We start from the raw sequence: 22,274 nt of genomic DNA on the forward strand, positions 1-22,274 counted from the left end.
TTAAACTTAGAGTTTAGTTTGCAGAAATTGTACCAAATTGATTTGATCTTATTCTACCGTTATGGTAAAACTTCCTTTGGTATTTCCTGAAGCCATATTGCTTTTACCGATAATCAGCCATACTTCACCTTTCCCGGGAGTATCATAAGTAATTTCTCTTCCGAAAGGCCCGTCATAGTCTCCGTTGGGAAGTTTGATCTGATTGAAACGGATATTGAAATCTTTCTCCTTGGTTGAAATTTTTGCTTTGATATTCGGGCGGTCGTAATGCGTCAATTTTAAAACCAACTCCTGATCATCTTTTTTAAATTCTTCTCCCAAAGTAAAAGGAAGCTGGGTAGCATCGGCTGTTCTTATAATCTGTCCTTCTTTTTCAGTTCTCATTACGCCTTTACGCAAAACTTCTTTGGTAGCCGGAGCATTGTTAATGATTGAATCTCTTTTTCTCAATGCAGCAGAATCTGCTTTTACAACGGAATCCGGCATTTCTGTAACTACGGTAGAATCCTTATCCTGAACGCTAGTTACAGCAGGATCTTTCTTACATGAAATAATAATCAATGGAATCAACAATAAGCTTTTTTTCATAATAATTAAGTTTAAGAATGTACCAATATCATTCTGGTGAGCTCTATTAAATGCTAAAACTGTTCCAATCCTAATATAATGATTTATTTTTCCAGCTTCAATTCTCTATCATTATTTGTTTCAACCCATTTAAATGTGAAATACATAAAATTGAGCATAATTCCCATCAAAACAGTGACACTCCACGTCTTGGTATATTCCAGCGGATAGATAAACCGTACTACAATATCAGAGAACAGACCGAAAGGATTATTAAGTACATCCCAACTGTTCCATCTTAAAAATCTTCCCAGATACACTCCAAAACTGCTCATGAAAAGAAAGAATACAATTATTGCGTTGATACTGTTTCTTTTACCATATTCGGAAAGACTTTTTTCAATATCATTAAGGCTTATAAAACCACAGATCAATCCAGTCCAGGCATAGGAAAGAATGACAATGAGGTCATACCATATGGGCACAGAATTTCTCACTTTCAGATGAAAGAGATCTGTGAGAATATAGGGTGAATTGGGGAAGAACAAAATCCAGACGACAATAATGAAGATCAGTGAGATTTTACTTTTGATATTAAAAGCCAGAATAAGAGAACTCAATAGTAAAGGAATCCAAGCCAGAAACAGGTTCCAGTTGAGAAACAAAAACACTTTTGTATCACTAATATAGTATCTGAAGGCAGAGAGGCTGAAACAGAATACAGTCATCAATATCAGCAGCATATTGATTTTAAACCTTGAAGATGCAATGAGCTTTTTCATGACCTATTATTGAATGGTTTGATAGTAGATAATCTTTGAAAGGAATGTTTTGGAGGTTTCTTTTTTTACTTTTGCCTGCACTGTTTTTTTAAGCTTTTGGTCATTTTTTTCGTCCGCATATTTCAACAGGGCTTTTTCGCTGAAGTTGATGGAAGTTAAATGATAGTTGACCGCAAAATCTTTTCGTTTCATGTTCTGGGAGGTAATAAAGCCGCCCCAATTGAAGTAGCTGCATACTAAAATGGTTCCGTAAAAATACCAAACCATTGTATTGACAAGGAATATATTTCTTTTCTTCTGCTGAATTTTAAGATAGGTCAAAGCAAGACCCACTATTGATAAGATGAGGAAAGCAAAAACCCCTAATCTTTTATAAGTGAATGCATAATTCACGATATACTCATAATTTTTAACAGCAGCTGATATGACAAGGATAACATTGAGGAAAATCCAGATTTTGGCTAAGATTTTCAGTAATCCAGCTTTCGGATCAAAATTAAATCCTGATTTAAAGTAAAACATGATGACCAGAATAGCCATTATAATAGACATGATGACAGCATTCACTCTTTCATGGGTTTCTTCGGAAAGCTGAATGGGTGTTTTTACTGCTTCATAAAACTGTTCATAATTGTAAGTAATAATAAAGAAGATCAGCAAGATATTCAGCAAAACAAAAGAAATAACCCCACTCATTCTTTCGGCACTGAGATCAAGAAAAGAATAGGTAGCCTTTGGTATCCGGGAATCTTTTTGAAACTCATTATCCAGCACATGGTTGTTTTTGTAGATGAGTTTTTCCACAGCGTAGTTCCAGTAATTAAAAGCAATAAAAAAACCTAATACAAAGAGACAGAATACCTGCCACAGATTAATATCCAATTCATAATCTGTGAAAAGAGCGGCAAAATGGTCACTTCCAGTAGAATAAATCCCAAAGAAAACGGAAACCAACACCAGCGGAATCAAAATAAAAGCTAATGTCTTTTGCCATAATCCGGGAACATTCTTTTTAGGCAGCCATTCATCAAAACTGAAAAAACGGCAGAATGAAGTACAGCAGTTTATGATAAAAACCGGAATCAAAAATAGAATTTTCAATCTCCTGTTTTTCGACTTATAACCCAACAAAAGCAGTGAGCTTGCCACCGCAATAAAGGAAGGAAAATCTCCATACCATGCAAATGCCATACTGGATAAAATGCTTGTTGCAAAAAGAATATACAGGGTTTTGGTTTTATTTTTCTCAGGAGTTTTAAACAGGGTTAATACTGCATAAATGATTCCCAGAATTCCAAGGTTCAAGCCAATATCCTGATCGTAGAAGACAATGACAAACAGGATGGTGGTAAGAAATATATAGTGATGTGTTTTCATGAGATTTGAATATTTAAAAGATTAAAGGAATTAAATTTTGAGAACCTCAGCGATCCAGGTGAACTGTGTCATTATATAGAGGTATAAGATGGTTATCGGAATATTAACAAGCAGAAGGAGAACTGAATTGCCAGATGCCTTCTGGTCTGAAACGTCAGTAAGATAGATAATAAGCTCATGCAGAAGAATAAACATATTGATCACGGCGGTTACAAGTACATAATAAAAGCCAAGCTCAATAAAAAATTCTGTTCTTATCAACCAAAATGCAACCAACAGAAGCGTTCCCAACAGAAACGAAAGGATGAAGGACCTTTTCCCAAGCGGACTGAATTTTATTTTTCCCATCATATCCATATTTTAATGAAGAACAATAGTTTCTTTCTGCTGAATAAAATCCATTACATGTTCATACTTCTGGCTCAACAGTCCTTCAAAATCCCAATGATGGAAAGCTCTCATGTTCTGACCCTTTTTATAGGCTTTGATATAAATTTTCACATATTCAGGCAGAATAATTGTTCCTAAAACGATTGCCGCCAAAAGATGTGCATTGAGCTTACCGTTTCCTAAAAGAAGATACTGCATGGCAATTTCATCTTCGAAGTTGGTTCCACAACCGGTGATCAGATGGTGTACATCGTGGTTTTCCATTTTGGGAATCATTGAAAAACCATGTTTCCTGTAAAACTCTCCTAGTTTTCTTCCTAGGGAATCTTCCTGAAACTCCAACAGCTGTTTCTCATTAAACTGCCATTGTCTTTTTTTCTTTTTAAAGTATTTCCTGTATAATTTTTGAGTTTTATCGTATACAAAAAGTAAAAACTGAACGCGTATTTTTTTCATAATCGTATTGATTTTAATGTAGATTATTAAGTCCTATAGCTGTATAGAGAATGGCAATGGGTATATTGATCAAAAGGATACCAATAGCTTTCAGACATTCATTCAATCTTGATCTGTATACGCAACCATAGATCAACAACCCTAGTATCGCCAGTAAGTTCAAAAATGCTCCAAAAATCAGCAGCATATATCCTCCTATGGCAAATTCTTCCATCCTTGTTGTCAAATACCCAATAAGACAGATGCTCCCCAACACCAAACACACCGCAAACAGAGACTTTCCGAAGTATAGAATTTCCTGGCCTTTTACCATTCTTTGATTTATTATTTCTGAATCTTTCATCATTATTTAGATTTAGTTAGTAAGCAACGTAATTTTAGCTTCCAGCAAATGGACTTCCGGAAATCCCTACCGCAAGTTCGATCCAGATCAGTGCAAGAGCCAGCAATATGAAAATGCAGATCAAAACTTTCTGACTTTGCTTTTTGATATTGCTTCTAACCAGATTGATCAAAAAAGCTGTTGTAAAGAGTAAAGCTCCTGCTATCAGAAAATCGGAAGCTGACCAGTTTACTTCTTTAGAAATTAAATTTCCCAGCAATGGAATGCACAGTAAAGCCAATGGAAGGGCATAAATTGTGACTGTTTTTTGTTTTTGTGTTATCATTTTATTTAAGTTTTAAATTATAAAGTACTTTGTAATTCAAAGTCAATTTTCAAAAAAATATAGGACTATCGTCCCAATAGTTTTTCAAGAGCATCCAAATGTTCTGTAAACGCTTGTCGTCCATTTTGCGTAACACGGTAAGATGTCTTGGGCTTTTTTCCGACAAATTCTTTTTTCACTTCAATATATCCTGCTTTCTCCAAGGCATTGCTGTGACTGGCCAGATTTCCATCTGTAATTCCAAGCAAGCCTTTCATTTCTGAAAAATCAACCCAGTCGTTGACCATAAGAACGGACATGATGCCCAGTCTTACACGGCTTTCGAATTCTTTATTGAGTTGATTTATTTTAATCATAATTTTTAATTTTTATTGGGAAAACATTGATTTCCGATCGCTCCTCCTCCGTATTGAAAAGCTAAATATCTGTTTACCAATATATATTCACAACCGTCATTATATTTACTTCGGTCAGTATTTATTTCCTGAAAAACATTAAAAGAAAACATTCCCATGCCACTCCTTTTAAAACCTATTTTTAAAGGTTCTCCATCTTCTATAGAAATACAGTTTGCTTTATCTAATTTATTTTTTAAAACTACAATCTGTTTTTCGTTCCATCCTGCTATACCTTTAAGCTTTTCTGTAAATAAAACATTAGAATTTACATTCCAGTCTTGATAAACCACATTGGATGAATCTTTAGATGTTATTCTTAATCTTTCAAGTATTTTATCATTTTTAAATTCTATCTCTACAGAATAATTTTCAGGCTTGATTTTGTTATAATAATTTATTAAATCTTTGATTTCAGTTTCTTTTGAATAATATTCATCCTTTAATTCAGTTACCGAATAACTTTTATCAAAACTTCCAAAGGCACAACCAATCATTAAAACCGATACAATAGAACCAATCAAGAATACTCCTCCAATTACAGAAATGATTATCAGGAGATATTTGAAAAACCTATTCACTTTACTATTTATACTTCTTATGCATAATCAATCCATAGACAATATGCAAAACTCCGAAACCAATAGCCCAGAACACTAATCCCCAACCTAAAACGAATAAAGAAACAAGTCCTAAGACAATCTCAAAATATCCCAGATATTTTACATCCGGTAAGGTATATCGTTCTGCTGAAACTAGTGCGAGCCCATAAAAAATCAATGTTGCTGGAGCTATGAAAACAAAAAGATGATGATAAAGAAGTGCCAGGCAAAAAACTCCTCCCGCTATCAAAGGAACTGCAAAGGTAATCAAAAGCCGTTTTGTAATGGCATCCCAGATCTTCAACCCTTTCTTTTTACTTTTATGAGCGGTAAAAATGTAACCACTAAGAATAGCAACCACTAAAATAACTATTCCAATCACAACAAGTTCTTTAACCAAAGCCGGGCCGAGAATATTTCTATCTCCATCAAAATAACTGATTCCCTCCCTCTGAAAAACAAAATACACATATATAGCCCCAATAATTGCCGTTAATCCGGCAACAACACCGGATAATCCACTTAAAGAAATAAATCTGGAAGATCGCTCCATCATGGAACGGATATGGGATAAGTCTTCGTGATAGTTTTTTGTCTCCATAAAAAGAACTTTGAATTACAAAGTTATAATTTATTTTGAATCTGCCAATTATTTATTTTAAATTTTAATAATATTTTTTCATCTTCCATTCCAGCAATTCTTAACTTTAATAAAATATAAATTAATTGACTTTATATGTCAGACATTCAAACAGATTATCCGCAGTTACAATTGGAGGAGAATATTCCGCTAAGTGATGAGGAAATACAAAAAGTTGAAACAGATCAAAGAAAAATCACGCAGGTAGCACCTGCTATTCTTGGCGGTTGTACACTTTTTGTGATGGCTCTGTCTGCTTTCTTTATTAAAGACGATTTCAGCAAATTCAAATATTATGATTATATCCTGTTTGCAGGAGCGGGATTGGTCCTGCTTGGTTTTGCTTATTTAATGTATCTTCTAGTAACCAGATATGATCGTCGGAACTGGAAAAAAGATAAAATCAGTGGCAAGAACAAATTATCAAGCATTGTGATTGATTCAGATACAACAGAGTATGGCGAATACCTGACATTTGCAGGTCCGGCAAAAAATAAAAAGATAAGACTGCTGGTTACTCAGGAAGATTATTCCCGATATAAAACCGGAACAAAAGTCGTTGTCACGTATTTAAAGTACAGCAAATCGGTTATTTCTATCAGCGAGCTCTGATTTATTGTAACAAATAATTTCCTGTTTATGAAAAAGAAAACCCCGCTAAAAGCGAGGTTCTCAAAGATATATTAAAATTTGTTTTTTTATAACGGATTCTGAACAATCAATGGGTTGGCATTGATCTCAGTTCTTGGGATAAGGAATTCCCAACGTAAATCTGTGTTAGCAACTGTCATTACGTTATTGGTAACGACAGAAGAATGGTTAGCCCCTGTTCTGTCCAAGCCTTGGTTTAGTCTTTTCAGATCAAGGAATCTGAAACCTTCTCCCCAAAACTCTAACCTTCTGCTGTTAAGAATTTCTGTGATATAGGCAGCACCTGTTGTAGTAGCACCCGTATAAGAAGGATTTCTATTTTTCGCAAACACATCAAAAACGGTTTTTGATCCTGCTTCGTTTCCTAATCTGGCCAAAGCTTCCGCTTCAATAAGATACATTTCTGCAGATCGCATATAAGGAACATCAACCCTACTGTCACCCTGGCTTGCAGCAATGAACTTCTGGCTTGTATATGGGAATTTAGAATATGTTGAAGGTAAAGCAAGCGCTGTATGTGCTCCTGTTGGATCAAAATTCTTAGTTCTTATATCTGTAGATGGGAATGATAAAAACAATTTACTGTTAATCGCTTTAGGAGCCTGACGAATATTCGTAGAGTTAAAATTCCTTGACATATAAGCACCAAAATTTGAGAATGAATCTCCTTGATCTGCTATGATTATAGCGCCCCACATCCATTCACCATTGGCAGCTAAATTATTAAATCCAGCTGTATAAGCTGTATTATCCATTAAAGCAAATCCTGCACGGGCTGATTGAGCCGCAGCTACAGCCGCTGTATAATTACCTTGTGTTAATGCAATTCTGGCTCTCAATCCAAAAATCACCTTATCATTAAAATGTGATTTTGTAGCTCTGGCAATCCCCGCCAATCTGCTTGCAGCTTCATCAAGGTCTTTATTGATCTGGGTATATACTTCTTCTACAGTATTTCTTGCTAAAGGTATTTCATTCGCTACCAGTCTGATTGGAACTCCAAGCTGCGTATTGTTTGTACCCGGAACATATCGTTTACCATAAATTTGAACCAGCATGTAATAGCAGAAAGCTCTGAAGGCATATGCTTCACCAATTGCTGTTTTAATAGTAGCAGCATCAGCAGCAGTTGGCGCAGGAACTGAAGGACCATTAGCAATAACTAAGTTCGCATTTCTTATCAATGCATAGTAAAACTGGTAAGGATAAAAATCATTAGACCCACTTTCATTCACCTGATCCTGCCATCTTACTGTGGATACATACCAGCCATTTCCTGTGGATGGAAATACAAGATCATCAGCTAAGGCATCCATCATAATCATAATACCTCCCTGCCCATTCTGTCCCTGACTATCATTTTGTCTGTAATACATATCTCTATGCATCCCATTAACAATCGCCATAAGGTTAGAAGCACTTGAGTAAGCTGCTTCTTCAGAGGCTGCTGTAGTAGGATCCGCTTCAAGATAATCACTCTCACATGAAACCATTCCTGTAAAGACTGAAAGAACAACAGCCCATTTTATATATTGTTTTTTGATATTTTTCATTACTTAATTATTTAAAATGACACATTAAATCCTATTGTTACCACTCTTGCCGGAGTGTATCTGTTTGAGGCAGTACCATTGAATGCCTGCGCTGGTTCCAGTCCTTTTCTAGCTGTTTTGCTCCATAAATTTTCACCGGATACAAGAATTCTTAATCCTGATACTCCAAGTTGAGATAATGTTTCAGGACTAAAACTATAGCTTAGAGTAGCTTGTCTGAAAGTGATAAAATCTGAGCTCACCAGCCATCTTGATGAATTACCGGCATTTGAACTTGTATACGTTGATGAGTTCAATGCAGGAACATCCGTGATCTGTCCCGGAGTCGTCCATCTATCCAGAATATCCGTGCTCAAAGCTCCTCCCTGCGAGTAGCTGGACATTAATGCAGCATAATTGGAATCGTAGGTTTTTCCACCTAGCTGATACGTAAACATTGTAGATAATGACCATTGTTTATACGTAATTGTTGTTCCAAAGCTTCCGAATAAATCAGGAATTGCAGTGCCCGAATAATCATATTTAGCTTTATTGAAATTAGTGGTAACTTTTTCTCCATTCACAGTTCTGATATCAGCAGCTGTTGTATTGGCATAGGCATCAGCAGCCAGGAATAAAGGAGATCCATCTGCAGGATCTACCCCATACCATTGTCTTAACCAATAATCATATATTGAGTGTCCTACAGAAATTTTCTTAGTACCATTGATAATCTCCGTTATTCCATTGGAAAGTTCTGTAATCTGATTTTTAAGTGTAGATGCATTAGCATTAATATTCCATGTGAAATTTTGAGTGTTAATAACATCTGCATTAATACTGAATTCAAACCCACGGTTATACATTGTTCCCACGTTTCTACTGATTGTATTATCAGGAACTCCGGAAGAAACCGGAAGAGGCACCGGGAAGATCAAATCTTCTGTAACTCTTTTATAATATTCTACAGAACCTGTAATTCTGTTATTTAAAAATCCAAAATCAATACCTATATCAGTTTGTTTGTTAGCCTCCCATGTAATGGTAGGATCAGCCAAAAATCCAAATAAGATTCCGGGCTCCTGAGCATTATTATACCCTAAAGTATAGGTACTTTTATACATATAATAACTGTCTGTTCTGTCATTTCCAACTTCTCCGTAAGAACCTCTCAATTTCAATTCGCTGATAAGGTTAGAATTACTTAAAAATTCTTCTCCTTTCAATCTCCATCCTGCACCAACAGACCAGAATGAATCCCATCTTACATCTTTGGCAAATCTGGACGAACCATCCCAACGAATAGATCCTGAAAGTAAGTATTTTGATTTGTAATCATAATTCAATCTTGAAAACACTCCTTCTTTTCTATAATTGTCTGTACGGGAAGTAAGTGTTGCAGGTGTTACAAAGTTGATCAATTCATCATTATCATCTACAATCTGGCCTTTTTTATATCCATACAGGTATTCATACATGAATTTATAACTTTCATGCCCTAAAAGAAATTCAAAATTATGATCTCCAAATTTTCTTTTGTAATTCAGGAGCTGGTTCCAGGTAAAGGTTTGTTCAGTAAAGCTGTATTTTTCTGCTGAACCTAGCGGAGCTGCATCTCCGATAATTTTGTTACCATATGTACTCCTTCTGTTATTCCTGATATCATACCCAACGTTAGTAGATAAAGTAAGGTAAGGATCTACTTTGATTTCAGCATACGCTCTGGAAATAATATAATAATTTTTAGAAAGATCTTTATTTAAAAGGGTTTCCTGAATTACGTTTCTTCCTGCTGCTGCGTCTGCACCTCTGGCACTTCCTGCATCATAAATCACATTTCCTGCATTATCATAAAGGGTTGCAAATGTATTAGGATCATGAGCATACGGGCTGTAAATAGGCGCCATTGTTCTTGTCCATCTATATGGGTTGATATAAGCTGAATTGTTATCTACACCTTCTACTGAATTGTTTCCGTTAGAAGATACCCCACTGATACTTGTTCCTAATTTCAACCAGCTTTTAACCTGTGAATCTACTTTTAATCTTGCTGTAAATCTTTCAAAATCTGACTTGATAAGATATCCTGTTTCATTGGTATACCCTACAGAAGAAAAATAAGTTGTCGTATTGCTTCCTCCACTGTAATTCAATTCATAATTTTGTCTGAACCCCGTATTCATCAAAGGTTTTTGCCAGTCTAAATCTGTATATTTAAGTTTAGCATCCGGATTTAATACACCATTGACAACTAACTGATTATCGGGGACATTAAAAACATTGGTTTTCAAAACACCAGAAATCAATTGTGCTGTAGCATAAGCATTTGCATCAGCTATAGTTGTACCAGGTACTGAGGTCATTCTGCCATTTCTTATTGACTCCCAGATAAGGGGATAATACTGATGAACATTTACCCTGTCATACTCAGGAATTGATCTTCCTACCGCTCCGGTACTCATACTAAAGTTGAACGCATCTTTTCCTTTTCTACCGGATTTTGTAGTGATCAAAATAACACCATTGGCTGCAGCAGAACCATACAAAGAAGTGGAAGCAGCATCTTTCAGGATGTTGTATGACGCAATATCATTGGGATTAATAGCAGCAAGAGAACCGGTATATATAGTCCCATCTACTACGTATAAAGGATTTGTTGTAATACCATAAGAACCTATCCCACGGATCTGAATACTTGGTGAACTTCCCGGCTGTCCTGTTCCGGTACTTACTTTTACCCCAGCACTCGCTCCGTCTAAAGCCTGCCCGATACTCGTTATCGGTCGGTCTGCAAATTGTTTTGCTTTAACTTCTGTATTGGAGCCTACCATAGTCTCCCTTTTCTGACTTCCATAAGCCACTACAACGATTTCATCAATCTTAGTATCTTGTGGTATTGTGTCACGTTTTGTCTTTTGAGCTTCTACCATATGTCCTCCTACAAAGAACAGCACAGCAGTACTTAATATTAGCTTCATTTTCATATTTAACATATTTTAACAGTATGAATGCAAATATATGCAACAAAAAATGATAAAAACACAATAAAAAAGATATTTAATTAAATTAAATGCAATTAATTAATATTTTTAATCAATTATTCAATATTAATTAAAGAATTAAATCAAAATGATGTTAAATTAGTTTTAAAAAAATCAAACAATTATTTAAAATTTGTTAAAATAATATAAATACACAATCAAAACAATCATTTGATTGCCAGAAACAAACAATAACACGAAATAAAATAAAAATAACACAATTCTATATTGAAAAAAACTTTAAGGCATAAAAAAATCCGGCGAAACAAATGTTTCGCCGGATCATATATAGATTAAAATTCTATTGCTTTTTAAGAAGTGACGAAGAAAATTATTTTGCTCTCAACTTTTCTTTAATAGACTCAATATTTTTCTTTGCTGAGTCTTCCAGGATAAGACTTGCACTCATATGAATTCTTGCGGGCATCAATTCATTAAAGTGATCCGTACCTTCCCATGAAACTTTTTTAATTAACGCTAAAGCATCACTGCTTCTGGACGCCAAAGTCTGTAAAAACTTATCCAGTTTCTCATCCATCTCCTGAATAGAATCTGATACAGAATGGTAGACATTATGCTGCTCAGCCCATTCAGCAGATCTGAAGTCTGCATCAATTGCCATAGCAGAGAATTGTGACTTTCCTATTTTTCTTTCCACATAAGGTCCTATTACAAAAGGTCCTATTCCAAGATTGATTTCAGTAAGTGCCAAAGCTGAATCTTTTGTTGCAAAACAATAATCTGCTCCACAAGCAATTCCAACTCCTCCACCAGTTGTTTTTCCCTGAACTCTTACCACTACAATTTTCCCACAGTTTCTCATAGCATTCAAAACTTTTGCAAAACCACCAAAAAATTGTGTGGAAGCTGCCAGTTCTTCAATAGCTAAGAGCTCATCAAAACTAGCTCCCGCGCAGAAGGCTTTCTCACCTGCACTTTTAACTAAAATAGCCTTCACCTCATCTTTCGCCCCCTCTTCAAGGATGGTTTCTGCCAGCTTTTCTAAAATTGCTCCCGGAAGAGAGTTACTTTTGGGTGTTCCGAAACTGATCTCAGCAATATTATTTTTAATTTCTGATGCTACAAATTCGCTCATTTTTATTTTTATTGGGTTCTTACAAAAGTACGAAATACAGCTCTTTCAGAGAAACTTAAAGATAATAATTTCCATTAAGACGTCCTTTTATAAGATTTCCTTTACGTAGAAATACGCAATCTTCAATTTGGTATTTTCTACTCTAGTACTCCCTGCGTATTAGTTGTTCCTTTGGCTTAGAAATAATAACCAAAGGCGGAATCTGAAAAGCCCATAAAAAGAGTAAGAGAATTTAAAACTAAAAAATCATTACCATGGAAGAGTACATTGGAATTGTAAAATTATTTGCAGGAAATTTCGCACCTAGAGGTTGGATGTTTTGCGACGGAAGTTTAATAGCTATTTCAAGAAATTCAGCTTTATTCTCTATTTTAGGAACAACTTATGGTGGAGACGGTATTACTACCTTTGCTTTACCTAATTTAAAAGGGCGTATGGCTTTGGGAGCTGGAAATGTAAATACTAACCAGTTTTATCCTTTGGGAGTGGTATCCGGTACTACACAGAATACCCTTTTAACTTCAAATCTTCCAAGCATTGGAGGCGGGTTTCAACTGAAAGTAGCTAATAAAAATGCCAACTCATCAACTCCTACTGCTGCATCGTCTATTGCTATCTCAGGAACACAGGTAGGAAGAGATTTCAATGTGGTATCCAGCTTTGTAAATGATTCTAATCCTGATACCGTGATTAACGGGCAAAGTATTTCTTTTATAGGACAAAATTTACCAGTGAATAATATGCCTCCTTATCTGGGTTTAAATTATATCATCTGCGTTGAAGGTATTTATCCTCCTAGGGATTAATATTCACAATAACCTAATATTTAAAACAAAAAAACATCATGAAAAGCACTACTTTTTTAACAATTTGTAGTCTGCTCATTTCAATTATCTCATTCGGGCAGACCAGTACAGAACAATTTGAAACGGAATCGAACGGAAGTACAAGCTTCACTGACAATGGAGTTATTTTCAACATCATTTCACATGTAAGTGTTTTTGACATTCAGGGAAATTACCCGGGAACAGGCTGGAGCGGAACAGGAAATGATAACAGATATATTGATAATTCCAATGACACTCAGACTCCGCCATCATTCAGCATTAAAACTACTTCAAATTTATTTAAAGTAAACAGATTCTGGATGTATCTTTCAGCATTGAACCTCGATCTTAATGTATCAGGAACTCTGACTGTAACCGGAAAACTAAGTGGAGTAACAAAATTTACCCAAACAAAAACTACAGGCTTTGCAACAAGCTTAGGGACTACAAACGGATATACTCTGATTGATCTTACCAACTTAAACGGTCAAAATTATTCCAACATCGTGATTGACGAACTGCAGATCACTGCGAGCGGAGCGTTCCGATATGTAGGCTTAGATGCCTTCACCTGGGTAAAAGACAGTAACATTGTATTGGGTACTTCAGAAGCCAAAAGCACTCAAAAAAACCTGACTGTTTATCCTAACCCAACCAATGGACCTCTTTCTATTACTACAGAAAAAGCCACGGAAGCTAAAATCTACAGTGTAGATGGTAAAATGCTGAAAACTGTACAAACTCAAAGAGGAAATAATGAAATCAATATTTCAGAGCTTCCAAAAGGAGTTTATATTATCAGAACAGCAACAGAATCAACCAAGGTTATTAAAGATTAATTTCAGGAAATTTCGCATAAGTTCCACATTCTCATAAAGATTCTAATTCATGAATGACAAATCCCTTGATTATTTATCAAGGGATATGTTTTTTCAATGACAGAATGTATTTGTCTATATAAAGCTGCTTCTCTTTTGATTTGTACTGCTGAATATATCTGGGATGTTCCAGAACAGTCATCACATCAAACAGTTTTGCTTCTTTGTTTAGTTTTGAAATAAAGTCAGCATTTTTTTTACCCAGGACAAATACCTCCGAGATATCCAGATTGAGACTGATATGTTTCTTGAGAGATTCAATCATAAAGTTTTTTACAGCTTCGAACAGTTCTTTATCATCATAATAATTGGCGTTGAGCCATCCGTTTTTTGTTTTTCTTACGATAGCCAACGGAAACGGGGAGTTGATATAAACATCTTTATAGAAAAGATCAGCACCGCCGTATTCCTCGATCATATCATACATAAAAACGGAAGAAACTTCATGAGTACGGGCAGATTCCATTTTTATTCCACAAATACTTTCGAGTCTTTTAGTATCGGTAAACGGAACGCCTGTGACACCTGCCCCGTGGCGGCTTGGGTTAATTCCAATCATGAATTTTCTCTGAGAAGAATCATTATAATATTTATGATAAAACTTCTGCATAACTATCAATGTTTCGGGATTATCCAAATAGGGGTTCAGAACTTCAAAGCCATCGGGAAGATTTCCTGTATAGCTAAGATTTTTATTGAACTCAATGACATGGTCTGCAAAAGTTGTATTCATATTTAGTTTTTAAGGAAAACAAAATTTTCAGGTTGATCGTCATCACCATCCTCGTCTTCATCCTCATCTTCGTCACTTAAAGCCAATTCAATATCGATAAATTGAATGTACAAACCACAAATTTCTTCGTTAGCATCATACGCAAAGTAAACAGGATAAGTACCATCACCAAAACCACTTGCAAACATTGGAATCTGATAACTGGTACCAGGAATCGTCCAATTGATCCAGTCTCCTGCTTCTCTCTGATTGTTGGGGTGAGCTTTGTAGCTTTGTGAGAAAAGGTCAGCGAAATAATCATCATAAACATTGTCAACATCTATTTCACCTACAAATTTATCCACAAAAGGAAGTACTTCTTTATCAGTAATACATCCCAAACCTGCATCTACGGCGAAACCAAAATAATCATCTTCAGCTACGCCCTCCAATTCTTCAATTCCCACCAAAGCTTCTCTGTAAATAACCGGTTTTTCTTGGGTAAATTCAACTTTTACAACAGCGTATCTGTCTCCCCAATCTTCAGATTTCACTACGGCAATAGTCACAGGAAAATTTCCTTTTGGAGCCTGAATAAAATAAGGTGATTGGTTCGCATTCAGGGAAACCAGCGGATCTCTTACCACTACTTTTCCAGAAGGAAGAGAAACACTTCCGATTTCCATCGTCTCCATTTTCTGTCCCAGAATTTCATCCGAAGTAAAATAGGTCTCCAGATCCGTAGGGCAAACCATAATATTTTTCACTTCTTCCCATTTTTGCATCCAGCTTTGGTTCATAGTATTCTATTTTTTGAATTAATTTTAAGTTTGAAAATAATAAATAAATCCAAGGACATCAAACAGGACAGGGTTTTTAACAAAAGATTATAAAAATAAAGCCACAAATCACAGTGAATTGCAGCTTTATATATTGTTTTAAATTTAAAAAATTAATTATAAAATCTAAGAATCAGCACATATATAACATGCTCTTGCAATATCAGGCCATCTTCCAGGAAGACAACAGCTTCCGGGAGGACAAGGATTAAGGACACAAGACCAGTTTGGCCCGGCTCCTTTAAGAGATCTCAACTCGTGTCTTGAAAGTTTTTTTAAGTTTTTCATTGTAATCAGTTTTGATATTCTCTCCTACTCTATATGCTTTTCGGATTTCGCCTATTAAAGTTAATCATTTTTAAGCAAAAAGAATATAACTAACTGAAATAATGAGCATTCCAATTTATATAAAATTAACCTATTAATATTCTAAAGGTTTGTAATTTCTAAAAGTCTTATAAAAGTCTTCATCATTTCCTTTGAATAGTTTTTCTTCAATAATTTTAAACTTACCTGTAGAATCTTTTTCTTCCACCACTATTTTATCAGAAACATCTACTCTTGCAAATTCATATAAAGAATCTTTTTTAATTTTTAGAAATGCCGTTGTGGTAGAACCTGTTAAAATCAATGAATTGATACAGTTTAATTTTGAATTAAAACTTAGGTTTGGGTAATTATCTGAATTTTTGATGTGAATAAAATCTTTATTCTTTGGATTATATACAAACAAAGTCATCACTATATTTCCTCCTCTTCCAGCTACTCCGCTTTGATACGTCACATCATTGAAGCCATCATTATTGAAATCACTTATCTGAACATCCAAACCGGTTATTCCATCTTTATCAAATTTAAAACTATTTGTAAGAAACCAGAGATCAACATCTGTTTCCTGACCTTTCACCCATTTCTTTTTTGATTTATAAAAATTAATTGAAACAAATACATCTCCATTGCCTGTGTGTCTATACTTTTCAAATTCTACTTTGGTTTTTCCTTTTGTTCCAGCATTTAAACTATCAACAAATTTTTCTTCAGAAAAATAGCCTTCTTTGTCTGGTTTAGGATTTCCCGAGCAGGAAAAAAAGAGTAAAATTGAAAAAGTCCAAAGGACAATGGTAATGAAGATTTTTAAAGATTTCATGATTAAAAAAATATTTCTGAATTTATATATTTCCGGTTATATTTAAAATAAAAATCCCTTCCAATTTAAAACTGAAAGGGAAATTTTTATCATTATTTTGAATTAAATCAATCCAAACTGCTGGAAGTGATGAGTAAAATGCTTTTTGTGCATCAGTTCCCACATTTCTTTATTCAGTTTTCCGAATACATAATTCATATGTTCTGCCTGTGGATTTTCTTTGTAATAGATTACAAACTTCTTCAGGTTATCCATAAACGATTGTTTTGCAGCTTCCAGATTTCTGTGTGTTGGTTCTGGAAGTGAGCCATCCTGTGGAAGGAACGGAGCCGTAAATTCTTTCGGCATTGCTCTGTGATTGTAAAGAGAATCCTGCCATTTTTCAAGATGTTCTTCAGGAGTAAAACATTTCTCTGCTTCTGGTTCTCCAAAACTCACCAAGACCGCCTTTTCTAAATGTTCAATCATTTGTTGTGGAGACATTTTCCCCCAAAGTGCAGGTGTACTTTCCGTTAATCCATTCAACATTTTCTGAACATTTTTCACATTCAGATCGATAAAAGGAGATTGTTTTGCCACCAATGTCAGGATCGTTGCCACGCAAACTACCTCATCTCTTTGGTTTACAACTTCAACCAGCCATTTTACAACCCCTGAAGGAATGTTTCTTCCTTTTACTCCTCTGTTGATTTTTTCTTTTGCAGTTAAATAAACAGTGATGGTATCTCCGGCATATACCGGTTTGAAGAAGCTACAGTCTTCCAATCCATAATTGGCAATAACAGGTCCTTTTTTCCCGGAAACAAATAATCCTGCTGCTGCTGAAAGGATGAAATATCCGTGAGCTACCGTTTTATCAAAGATTGTTCCTGATAAACTTGTGGCATCAGTGTGGGCATAGAAATGATCCCATGAAACATTGGAGAAATTAACGATATCTGCATCCGTAACTGTTCTTCCTGCTGTTTCAAGAGAATCTCCAACTTCAACTTCCTCAAAATATTTCTGGAAAGGATGTTTGTCAGAGAATTTTTTCTCTGCGCCCTGCTGATAGATTTTAGTAATTGCTTTCAGTACATCTGGTGATCCCTGAATAGCTGTTTTCTGTAAGAAGAAATGAAGACCGCTCAGACCTCCCATTTCCTCACCACCACCTGCTCTACCAGGACCTCCGTGCATTAATGTAGGAAGTGGAGAACCGTGACCTGTGCTTTCTTTGGCATTATCTCTGTTCAGTACAAAGATTCTACCATGTTGAGAAGCCATTTTCCATGATGTTTCAGCGATAAAGTTTTCGTCATGAGAAATGATAGATCCTACTAAACTTCCTTTTCCTCTTTTTGCCAAAGCCGCTGCTTCTTCAGCATCTTTATATGGCATTAATGTAGATACCGGCCCGAAAGCTTCTACATCGTGAGAGATATTTTTTTCGAAAGGCTTGTCGTTCAGGAATAATTTCGGGCTCATAAATGCACCATTCTCATAGTTGGCATCTACCAGTTCGTGTTTTCCGTCATAGACAAGTTCTGTTTCTGATTTTAATAGGTTTACTTTTCTCAGAACTTCTTCATATTGCTGTCTTCCCACCAAAGATCCCATTTTGGTTTCTCTGCTTAATGGGTTTCCGATTTTAGTCTGATCTAAAGCTTTAGACAAAGCATTCTGAACGTCACCTATTAAATGTTCAGGAACAATAATTCTTCTGATCGCTGTACATTTCTGTCCTGCTTTCGTGGTCATTTCGTTACGAACTTCTTTGATAAATAGGTCAAATTCTGGAGTTCCCGGTTTTGCTTCCAATCCAAGGATAGAACAGTTCAATGAATCTGCTTCCATGTTGAAACGAACTGCATTTCCAGCGATAGAAGGCATTGATTTCAATTTTCTACCTGTGTGGGCAGATCCTGTGAATAATACAGAGTCTCCGTCTTGTATATAATCCAGAATATTTCCCGGTTCACCGCACACTAACTGCACGGCACCTTCAGGCAGTACTCCACTTTCAATCATATCCTGAAATACAGCATTCGTAAGATAAGATCCGAAAGGAGATGGCTTCACAATGGAAGGTACTCCTGCCAATAAGGAAGTTGAAAGTTTTTCCAACATTCCCCACACCGGAAAGTTATAGGCATTGATCTGTACAGAAACTCCTTCACTAGGCGTTAAAATATGAGTTCCTAAGAAAGTTCCGTTAGCTGAAATTTTCTGAGTATCTCCGTCTACCCAAAATGAAGTATTAGGAAGCATTCTTTTTGCCAATCCGGAGTAAGTAAAGAAAGTTCCGAAACCTCCTTCAATATCCACCCATGAATCAACGTGTGTAGCTCCGGTTTTATATGATAAGTCGTAATATTTTTTCTTTCTTTCTAACAGGTAAAGAGCCACTTTTTTCAACATTTCTCCACGGTCGTAGAAAGTCATTGAAGAAAGGTTTTTGTATCCTACCGTTCTTCCGTAGTCAAGAGCCTGCTCAAAATTAAGCCCTTCAGTATCAGAAACAGCTACCTGCTCTCCTGTAACGGCATTGTATAAAGGAACTCCGCTTCCGGTACCTTCTACCCATTCTCCGTAGATATAGTTTTTTAACTTTTCCATATAGTTTTTTACTTTTTGCTTAGATTAATCTTTTTAATAAAGTTTCTAATAATCAAATAAGGGATAAAAAGCGCCAGCCAACCATCTAAAATGATGACAATTTCAACAAATAATGTATAGAAATAATCTTTACGCTTTAGTTTAGCAATTACCTCATCTGATTCAACATGTTCCAAAGCATCTGAAATTCCTATTGACTCTTTTACCAGATAGAACCCTACAGCATTCATAATGATTATAAAAATCAATATTCCGATCCAATATTTTTTCAGAATGTTCATCAAATGAAACTGATTTATTTAGGTTCCTGATAGGGAAACATCTTCACCAATCCTTCATATAAACTTCTGTGAAGAATGGTTGCATGATTATCTGTTTCCATCATTTTATATTCCAATGTCCAGTTTTTCTTTCCTGCTTTTTTCAAAACATCATAGAAAGCTTCGGCATCTTTTACCATCACCGGATGTTCTCCTTTTCCTACAGAAACATAAACGAATTTTTTAGTATCCGGAGATTTTGCAAGTAATTGAGGAGCCTGTTTTAAAAGGCTTTCATCATCCCACCATAAGCTTGGGCTGATGATAAAGTAGTTATTGAACATTTCTGGTTTCTTTAAAAGGATCTCTGTTGCCAAAAGTCCTCCCAAAGATTGTCCGAAAAGGTATTTATCGGTTGTTTTAAACTGACTTTCAACATAAGGTTTTAATTCTTTTTCAAGGAAAGCAATGAACTTATCAGAATGTCCTGTTGTAGGATAGTCTTTCTGCAAGTCTTTTAAATCCGTATGAAAGGTAAAATCCCTTTTCCTGTCTACATTAGCAATTCCCACAACAATAGCTTCCGGCATGGAATACATCTGATTAAAGAATTGTACTAATCCTGTCACGTGAATAAAATCTTCATTCATACTTCCATCTAACAGATAGATCACCGGGTATGATTTTGTTTTATCAAATCCTTGTGGAAGATAAATATTCAACGTTCTGTCTTCATTTAAGGTTTTGGACTTAATGGTCCTCACTTCTCCTATTGTAAGCGGTTTTGTCGTAACAGTCTGTGCTGACACTACACTATTCATCGCCAACACCATGCTGCATATAAGTGCAATTTTTTTAATCATATTTAATTTTAAATGGTCATTATTTTATATCATCCCAGATGCTGTAATCAACAATTTTCGTTGGGATCTGCTTAATATATTCTGTAAAAGGCTCACAAGGCAGAATGGCTTCTTTTCCTTCTCTTGCCAGTTCCTGATATAGTTTTGTTCCTTCTGTTTTCCAGTGAATCATTTCGTCAGATACATCACGGATCACTTTCGCTGGGCTTCCAACGATCAGTTTTCTGGGTTCACATCTGAAATTGGCAGGTACAAAGGCCAATGCTCCAACGATACTTTCGTCACCGATATACGCTTTGTCCATTACCACAGAATTCATTCCGATTAAGCAGTTTTTACCAATATGCCCGGAATGAATGATCGCTCCATGCCCGATGTGTGCGGATTCTTCAAGTATGGTTTCTATATTCGGGAAGACATGAAGAGTACAGTTTTCCTGCACATTGGCTCCGTCTTTGATGATAATTTTCCCCCAGTCCCCACGGATTACCGCATTGGGACCAATATATACTTCCTCACCTATTTCTACATTCCCGATAATGACTGCCTGCGGATGAATGTAAGCAGAGGGTTTTATAATGGGACGAATCCCGTGGTATGAGTAGATGTTCATATTTTTAGATTTCAGATAGCAGATGTAAGATGTCAGACATTTTTCTGACTCTAATATCTTTATCCTTTCAAATTAATTATAATTTTTCAATCACCATTGCATATCCTTGTCCTACACCGATACAAAGAGCACACAATGCATATTTTTTATCCTGTTTTTGAAGTTCCATTGCTGCAGAACCAATAATTCTGGCTCCGGAAACTCCCAGTGGGTGACCAATTGCAATTGCTCCTCCATTTGGATTTATTCTTGAGTCATCATCGTTTAATCCCAGACTTCTTGTTACTGCAAGTGCCTGAGCTGCGAATGCTTCGTTTAGTTCAATAATGTCCATATCTTCCAGAGAAAGATTCAGTCTCTTCAATAGTTTCTGAGTAGCTTCTACCGGGCCGATTCCCATAATTCTTGGCTCTACTCCGGCTACGGATGATCCTAAAATTCTAGCTTTTGGTTTTAATCCATATTTTTTCACGGCTTCTTCACTTGCTAAAATCAAAGCTGCTGCACCATCATTCATTCCTGAAGCGTTTCCAGCAGTTACTGTTCCCTCTTTTCTGAAAGCAGGACGAAGTTTTGCAAGACCTTCCATAGAAGACGTTGGCTTAATGAATTCATCTTTTTCGAAAATAATAGGATCTCCTTTTCTCTGAGGAATTTCAACTTTTACAATTTCTTCTGCCAGTCTTCCGCTTTCCTGAGCTTTTGTAGCTTTCTGCTGAGACCAAAGGGCAAATTTATCCTGATCTTCTCTGTTGATCTGGTGGATATCTGCCAAATTTTCAGCGGTTTCTCCCATTCCCTCAACACCATACATTTCCTTCATTTTAGGATTGATAAAACGCCATCCGAAAGTGGTATCAAACATCTGGCTGTCTCTTCCGAAAGCAGCCCCAGGTTTTGACATCACATAAGGAGAACGCGTCATATGCTCTACTCCTCCTGCAATATAAATTTCTCCTTCTCCGGCGGCAATGGAACGGAATGCATTCGCTACTGCAGACATTCCCGAAGCACAAAGTCTATTTACCGTCTCTCCTCCAATTTTATAAGGAAGTCCAGCCAATAAAAGTCCCATTCTTGCTACGTTTCTATTATCTTCTCCCGCCTGATTGGCACATCCGAAAATAACATCCTCAATTTCCTCTACAGGAACTTCAGGATTTCTTGCCACGACTTCTTTAATAACAATAGCTGCCAAATCATCTGCTCTTACTTCTGATAATCCTCCCTGCAGTTTTGAGATGGGAGTTCTGACATAGTCTATGATGTATACGTTGTTCATAATTTTAATTTGAAAATAGGATAATGCAATAATTTAAAATTATCAAATTCCTCTTTTC

At 35.9% G+C, this 22,274-nt stretch carries 25 protein-coding genes; 3 read left to right on the forward strand and 22 right to left on the reverse strand.

Annotated features, from left to right (window positions below; all coding sequences use genetic code 11):
* Window positions 1-48: 48 nt before the first annotated feature.
* The 10 genes from GFU89_RS22200 to GFU89_RS22245 all read right to left on the reverse strand — a co-directional run bounded on the left by GFU89_RS22200 (window position 49) and on the right by GFU89_RS22245 (window position 5,838).
* Window positions 49-588: a hypothetical protein gene (locus GFU89_RS22200; protein ID WP_318849200.1), complete on the reverse strand. Its 540-nt coding sequence runs from the start codon at window positions 586-588 to the stop codon at window positions 49-51.
* A gap of 83 nt (window positions 589-671) precedes the next feature.
* A complete protein-coding gene (locus GFU89_RS22205; RefSeq protein WP_318849201.1) occupies window positions 672-1,349 on the reverse strand; it encodes a DUF1361 domain-containing protein in 678 nt (225 codons plus the stop codon).
* 6 nt (window positions 1,350-1,355) lie between these two features.
* Complete coding sequence (locus tag GFU89_RS22210; RefSeq protein ID WP_318849202.1) at window positions 1,356-2,726, reverse strand: DUF4173 domain-containing protein; 1,371 nt, start codon at window positions 2,724-2,726, stop codon at window positions 1,356-1,358.
* 30 nt (window positions 2,727-2,756) lie between these two features.
* Window positions 2,757-3,077, reverse strand: coding sequence for a hypothetical protein (locus GFU89_RS22215; RefSeq protein WP_318849203.1), 321 nt, complete (start codon window positions 3,075-3,077; stop codon window positions 2,757-2,759).
* A 9-nt stretch (window positions 3,078-3,086) separates the two neighbouring features.
* The gene (locus tag GFU89_RS22220; protein WP_318849204.1) at window positions 3,087-3,572 is read right to left on the reverse strand and encodes a Coq4 family protein; all 486 of its coding nucleotides are present in this window, start codon (window positions 3,570-3,572) and stop codon (window positions 3,087-3,089) included.
* Window positions 3,573-3,585: 13 nt separating this feature from the next.
* Window positions 3,586-3,918 carry a hypothetical protein gene (locus tag GFU89_RS22225; RefSeq protein ID WP_318849205.1) on the reverse strand — a complete coding sequence of 111 codons (333 nt, stop codon included), beginning with the start codon at window positions 3,916-3,918 and terminating at the stop codon, window positions 3,586-3,588.
* Window positions 3,919-3,949: 31 nt separating this feature from the next.
* Window positions 3,950-4,240 (reverse strand): hypothetical protein, encoded by a 291-nt coding sequence (locus GFU89_RS22230; RefSeq protein WP_318849206.1) that lies wholly within the window; start codon window positions 4,238-4,240, stop codon window positions 3,950-3,952.
* A 65-nt stretch (window positions 4,241-4,305) separates the two neighbouring features.
* Entirely contained in the window at window positions 4,306-4,596 is a 291-nt protein-coding gene (locus GFU89_RS22235; protein ID WP_047420173.1) for a winged helix-turn-helix domain-containing protein, read from the reverse strand.
* A 5-nt stretch (window positions 4,597-4,601) separates the two neighbouring features.
* Window positions 4,602-5,216, reverse strand: coding sequence for a hypothetical protein (locus tag GFU89_RS22240; protein WP_318849207.1), 615 nt, complete (start codon window positions 5,214-5,216; stop codon window positions 4,602-4,604).
* A 4-nt stretch (window positions 5,217-5,220) separates the two neighbouring features.
* A complete protein-coding gene (locus tag GFU89_RS22245; protein WP_318849208.1) occupies window positions 5,221-5,838 on the reverse strand; it encodes a hypothetical protein in 618 nt (205 codons plus the stop codon).
* Between the two features lie 135 nt (window positions 5,839-5,973).
* On the opposite strand from GFU89_RS22245, the gene GFU89_RS22250 reads away from it, so the two are divergent.
* On the forward strand, window positions 5,974-6,489 hold the full coding sequence (locus GFU89_RS22250; protein WP_318849209.1) for a hypothetical protein: 516 nt from the start codon (window positions 5,974-5,976) through the stop codon (window positions 6,487-6,489).
* Window positions 6,490-6,575: 86 nt separating this feature from the next.
* Here the strand turns inward: GFU89_RS22250 and GFU89_RS22255 are convergent, their stop codons facing one another.
* From GFU89_RS22255 to GFU89_RS22265, 3 genes are all read right to left on the reverse strand, one after another.
* Window positions 6,576-8,081: a RagB/SusD family nutrient uptake outer membrane protein gene (locus GFU89_RS22255; RefSeq protein WP_318849210.1), complete on the reverse strand. Its 1,506-nt coding sequence runs from the start codon at window positions 8,079-8,081 to the stop codon at window positions 6,576-6,578.
* An 11-nt stretch (window positions 8,082-8,092) separates the two neighbouring features.
* Window positions 8,093-11,038 carry a SusC/RagA family TonB-linked outer membrane protein gene (locus GFU89_RS22260; protein ID WP_318849211.1) on the reverse strand — a complete coding sequence of 982 codons (2,946 nt, stop codon included), beginning with the start codon at window positions 11,036-11,038 and terminating at the stop codon, window positions 8,093-8,095.
* A gap of 394 nt (window positions 11,039-11,432) precedes the next feature.
* Entirely contained in the window at window positions 11,433-12,197 is a 765-nt protein-coding gene (locus GFU89_RS22265; protein ID WP_318849212.1) for an enoyl-CoA hydratase/isomerase family protein, read from the reverse strand.
* A 254-nt stretch (window positions 12,198-12,451) separates the two neighbouring features.
* Here GFU89_RS22265 and GFU89_RS22270 point away from each other — a divergent pair, with 254 nt between their 5' ends.
* Window positions 12,452-13,003: a phage tail protein gene (locus GFU89_RS22270; RefSeq protein WP_318849213.1), complete on the forward strand. Its 552-nt coding sequence runs from the start codon at window positions 12,452-12,454 to the stop codon at window positions 13,001-13,003.
* 38 nt (window positions 13,004-13,041) lie between these two features.
* Complete coding sequence (locus GFU89_RS22275) at window positions 13,042-13,863, forward strand: T9SS type A sorting domain-containing protein (protein WP_318849214.1); 822 nt, start codon at window positions 13,042-13,044, stop codon at window positions 13,861-13,863.
* 76 nt (window positions 13,864-13,939) lie between these two features.
* Here the strand turns inward: GFU89_RS22275 and GFU89_RS22280 are convergent, their stop codons facing one another.
* From GFU89_RS22280 to pcaF, 9 genes are all read right to left on the reverse strand, one after another.
* Window positions 13,940-14,635, reverse strand: a complete 696-nt coding sequence (locus GFU89_RS22280; RefSeq protein WP_318849215.1) for an SMUG2 DNA glycosylase family protein — start codon at window positions 14,633-14,635, stop codon at window positions 13,940-13,942.
* A 2-nt stretch (window positions 14,636-14,637) separates the two neighbouring features.
* The gene (locus tag GFU89_RS22285; protein ID WP_318849216.1) at window positions 14,638-15,414 is read right to left on the reverse strand and encodes a DUF4241 domain-containing protein; all 777 of its coding nucleotides are present in this window, start codon (window positions 15,412-15,414) and stop codon (window positions 14,638-14,640) included.
* A gap of 165 nt (window positions 15,415-15,579) precedes the next feature.
* Window positions 15,580-15,741, reverse strand: coding sequence for a bacteriocin-like protein (locus GFU89_RS22290; protein ID WP_167497914.1), 162 nt, complete (start codon window positions 15,739-15,741; stop codon window positions 15,580-15,582).
* Between the two features lie 133 nt (window positions 15,742-15,874).
* Window positions 15,875-16,600 carry an XAC2610-related protein gene (locus tag GFU89_RS22295; protein WP_318849217.1) on the reverse strand — a complete coding sequence of 242 codons (726 nt, stop codon included), beginning with the start codon at window positions 16,598-16,600 and terminating at the stop codon, window positions 15,875-15,877.
* Between the two features lie 102 nt (window positions 16,601-16,702).
* Window positions 16,703-19,198, reverse strand: coding sequence for a phenylacetic acid degradation bifunctional protein PaaZ (gene paaZ / locus GFU89_RS22300; protein ID WP_318849218.1), 2,496 nt, complete (start codon window positions 19,196-19,198; stop codon window positions 16,703-16,705).
* A gap of 8 nt (window positions 19,199-19,206) precedes the next feature.
* A complete protein-coding gene (locus tag GFU89_RS22305) occupies window positions 19,207-19,479 on the reverse strand; it encodes a hypothetical protein (protein WP_318849219.1) in 273 nt (90 codons plus the stop codon).
* A gap of 14 nt (window positions 19,480-19,493) precedes the next feature.
* The gene (locus GFU89_RS22310) at window positions 19,494-20,321 is read right to left on the reverse strand and encodes an alpha/beta hydrolase (protein WP_318849220.1); all 828 of its coding nucleotides are present in this window, start codon (window positions 20,319-20,321) and stop codon (window positions 19,494-19,496) included.
* A 19-nt stretch (window positions 20,322-20,340) separates the two neighbouring features.
* The gene (locus GFU89_RS22315) at window positions 20,341-20,934 is read right to left on the reverse strand and encodes a transferase hexapeptide repeat family protein (RefSeq protein WP_318849221.1); all 594 of its coding nucleotides are present in this window, start codon (window positions 20,932-20,934) and stop codon (window positions 20,341-20,343) included.
* A gap of 76 nt (window positions 20,935-21,010) precedes the next feature.
* Window positions 21,011-22,216, reverse strand: a complete 1,206-nt coding sequence (pcaF, locus tag GFU89_RS22320; RefSeq protein WP_318849222.1) for a 3-oxoadipyl-CoA thiolase — start codon at window positions 22,214-22,216, stop codon at window positions 21,011-21,013.
* Window positions 22,217-22,274 lie beyond the last annotated feature (58 nt).

Source organism: Chryseobacterium sp. JV558, assembly GCF_033712365.1.
In the GTDB taxonomy this organism is placed as follows: Bacteria; Bacteroidota; Bacteroidia; order Flavobacteriales; family Weeksellaceae; genus Chryseobacterium.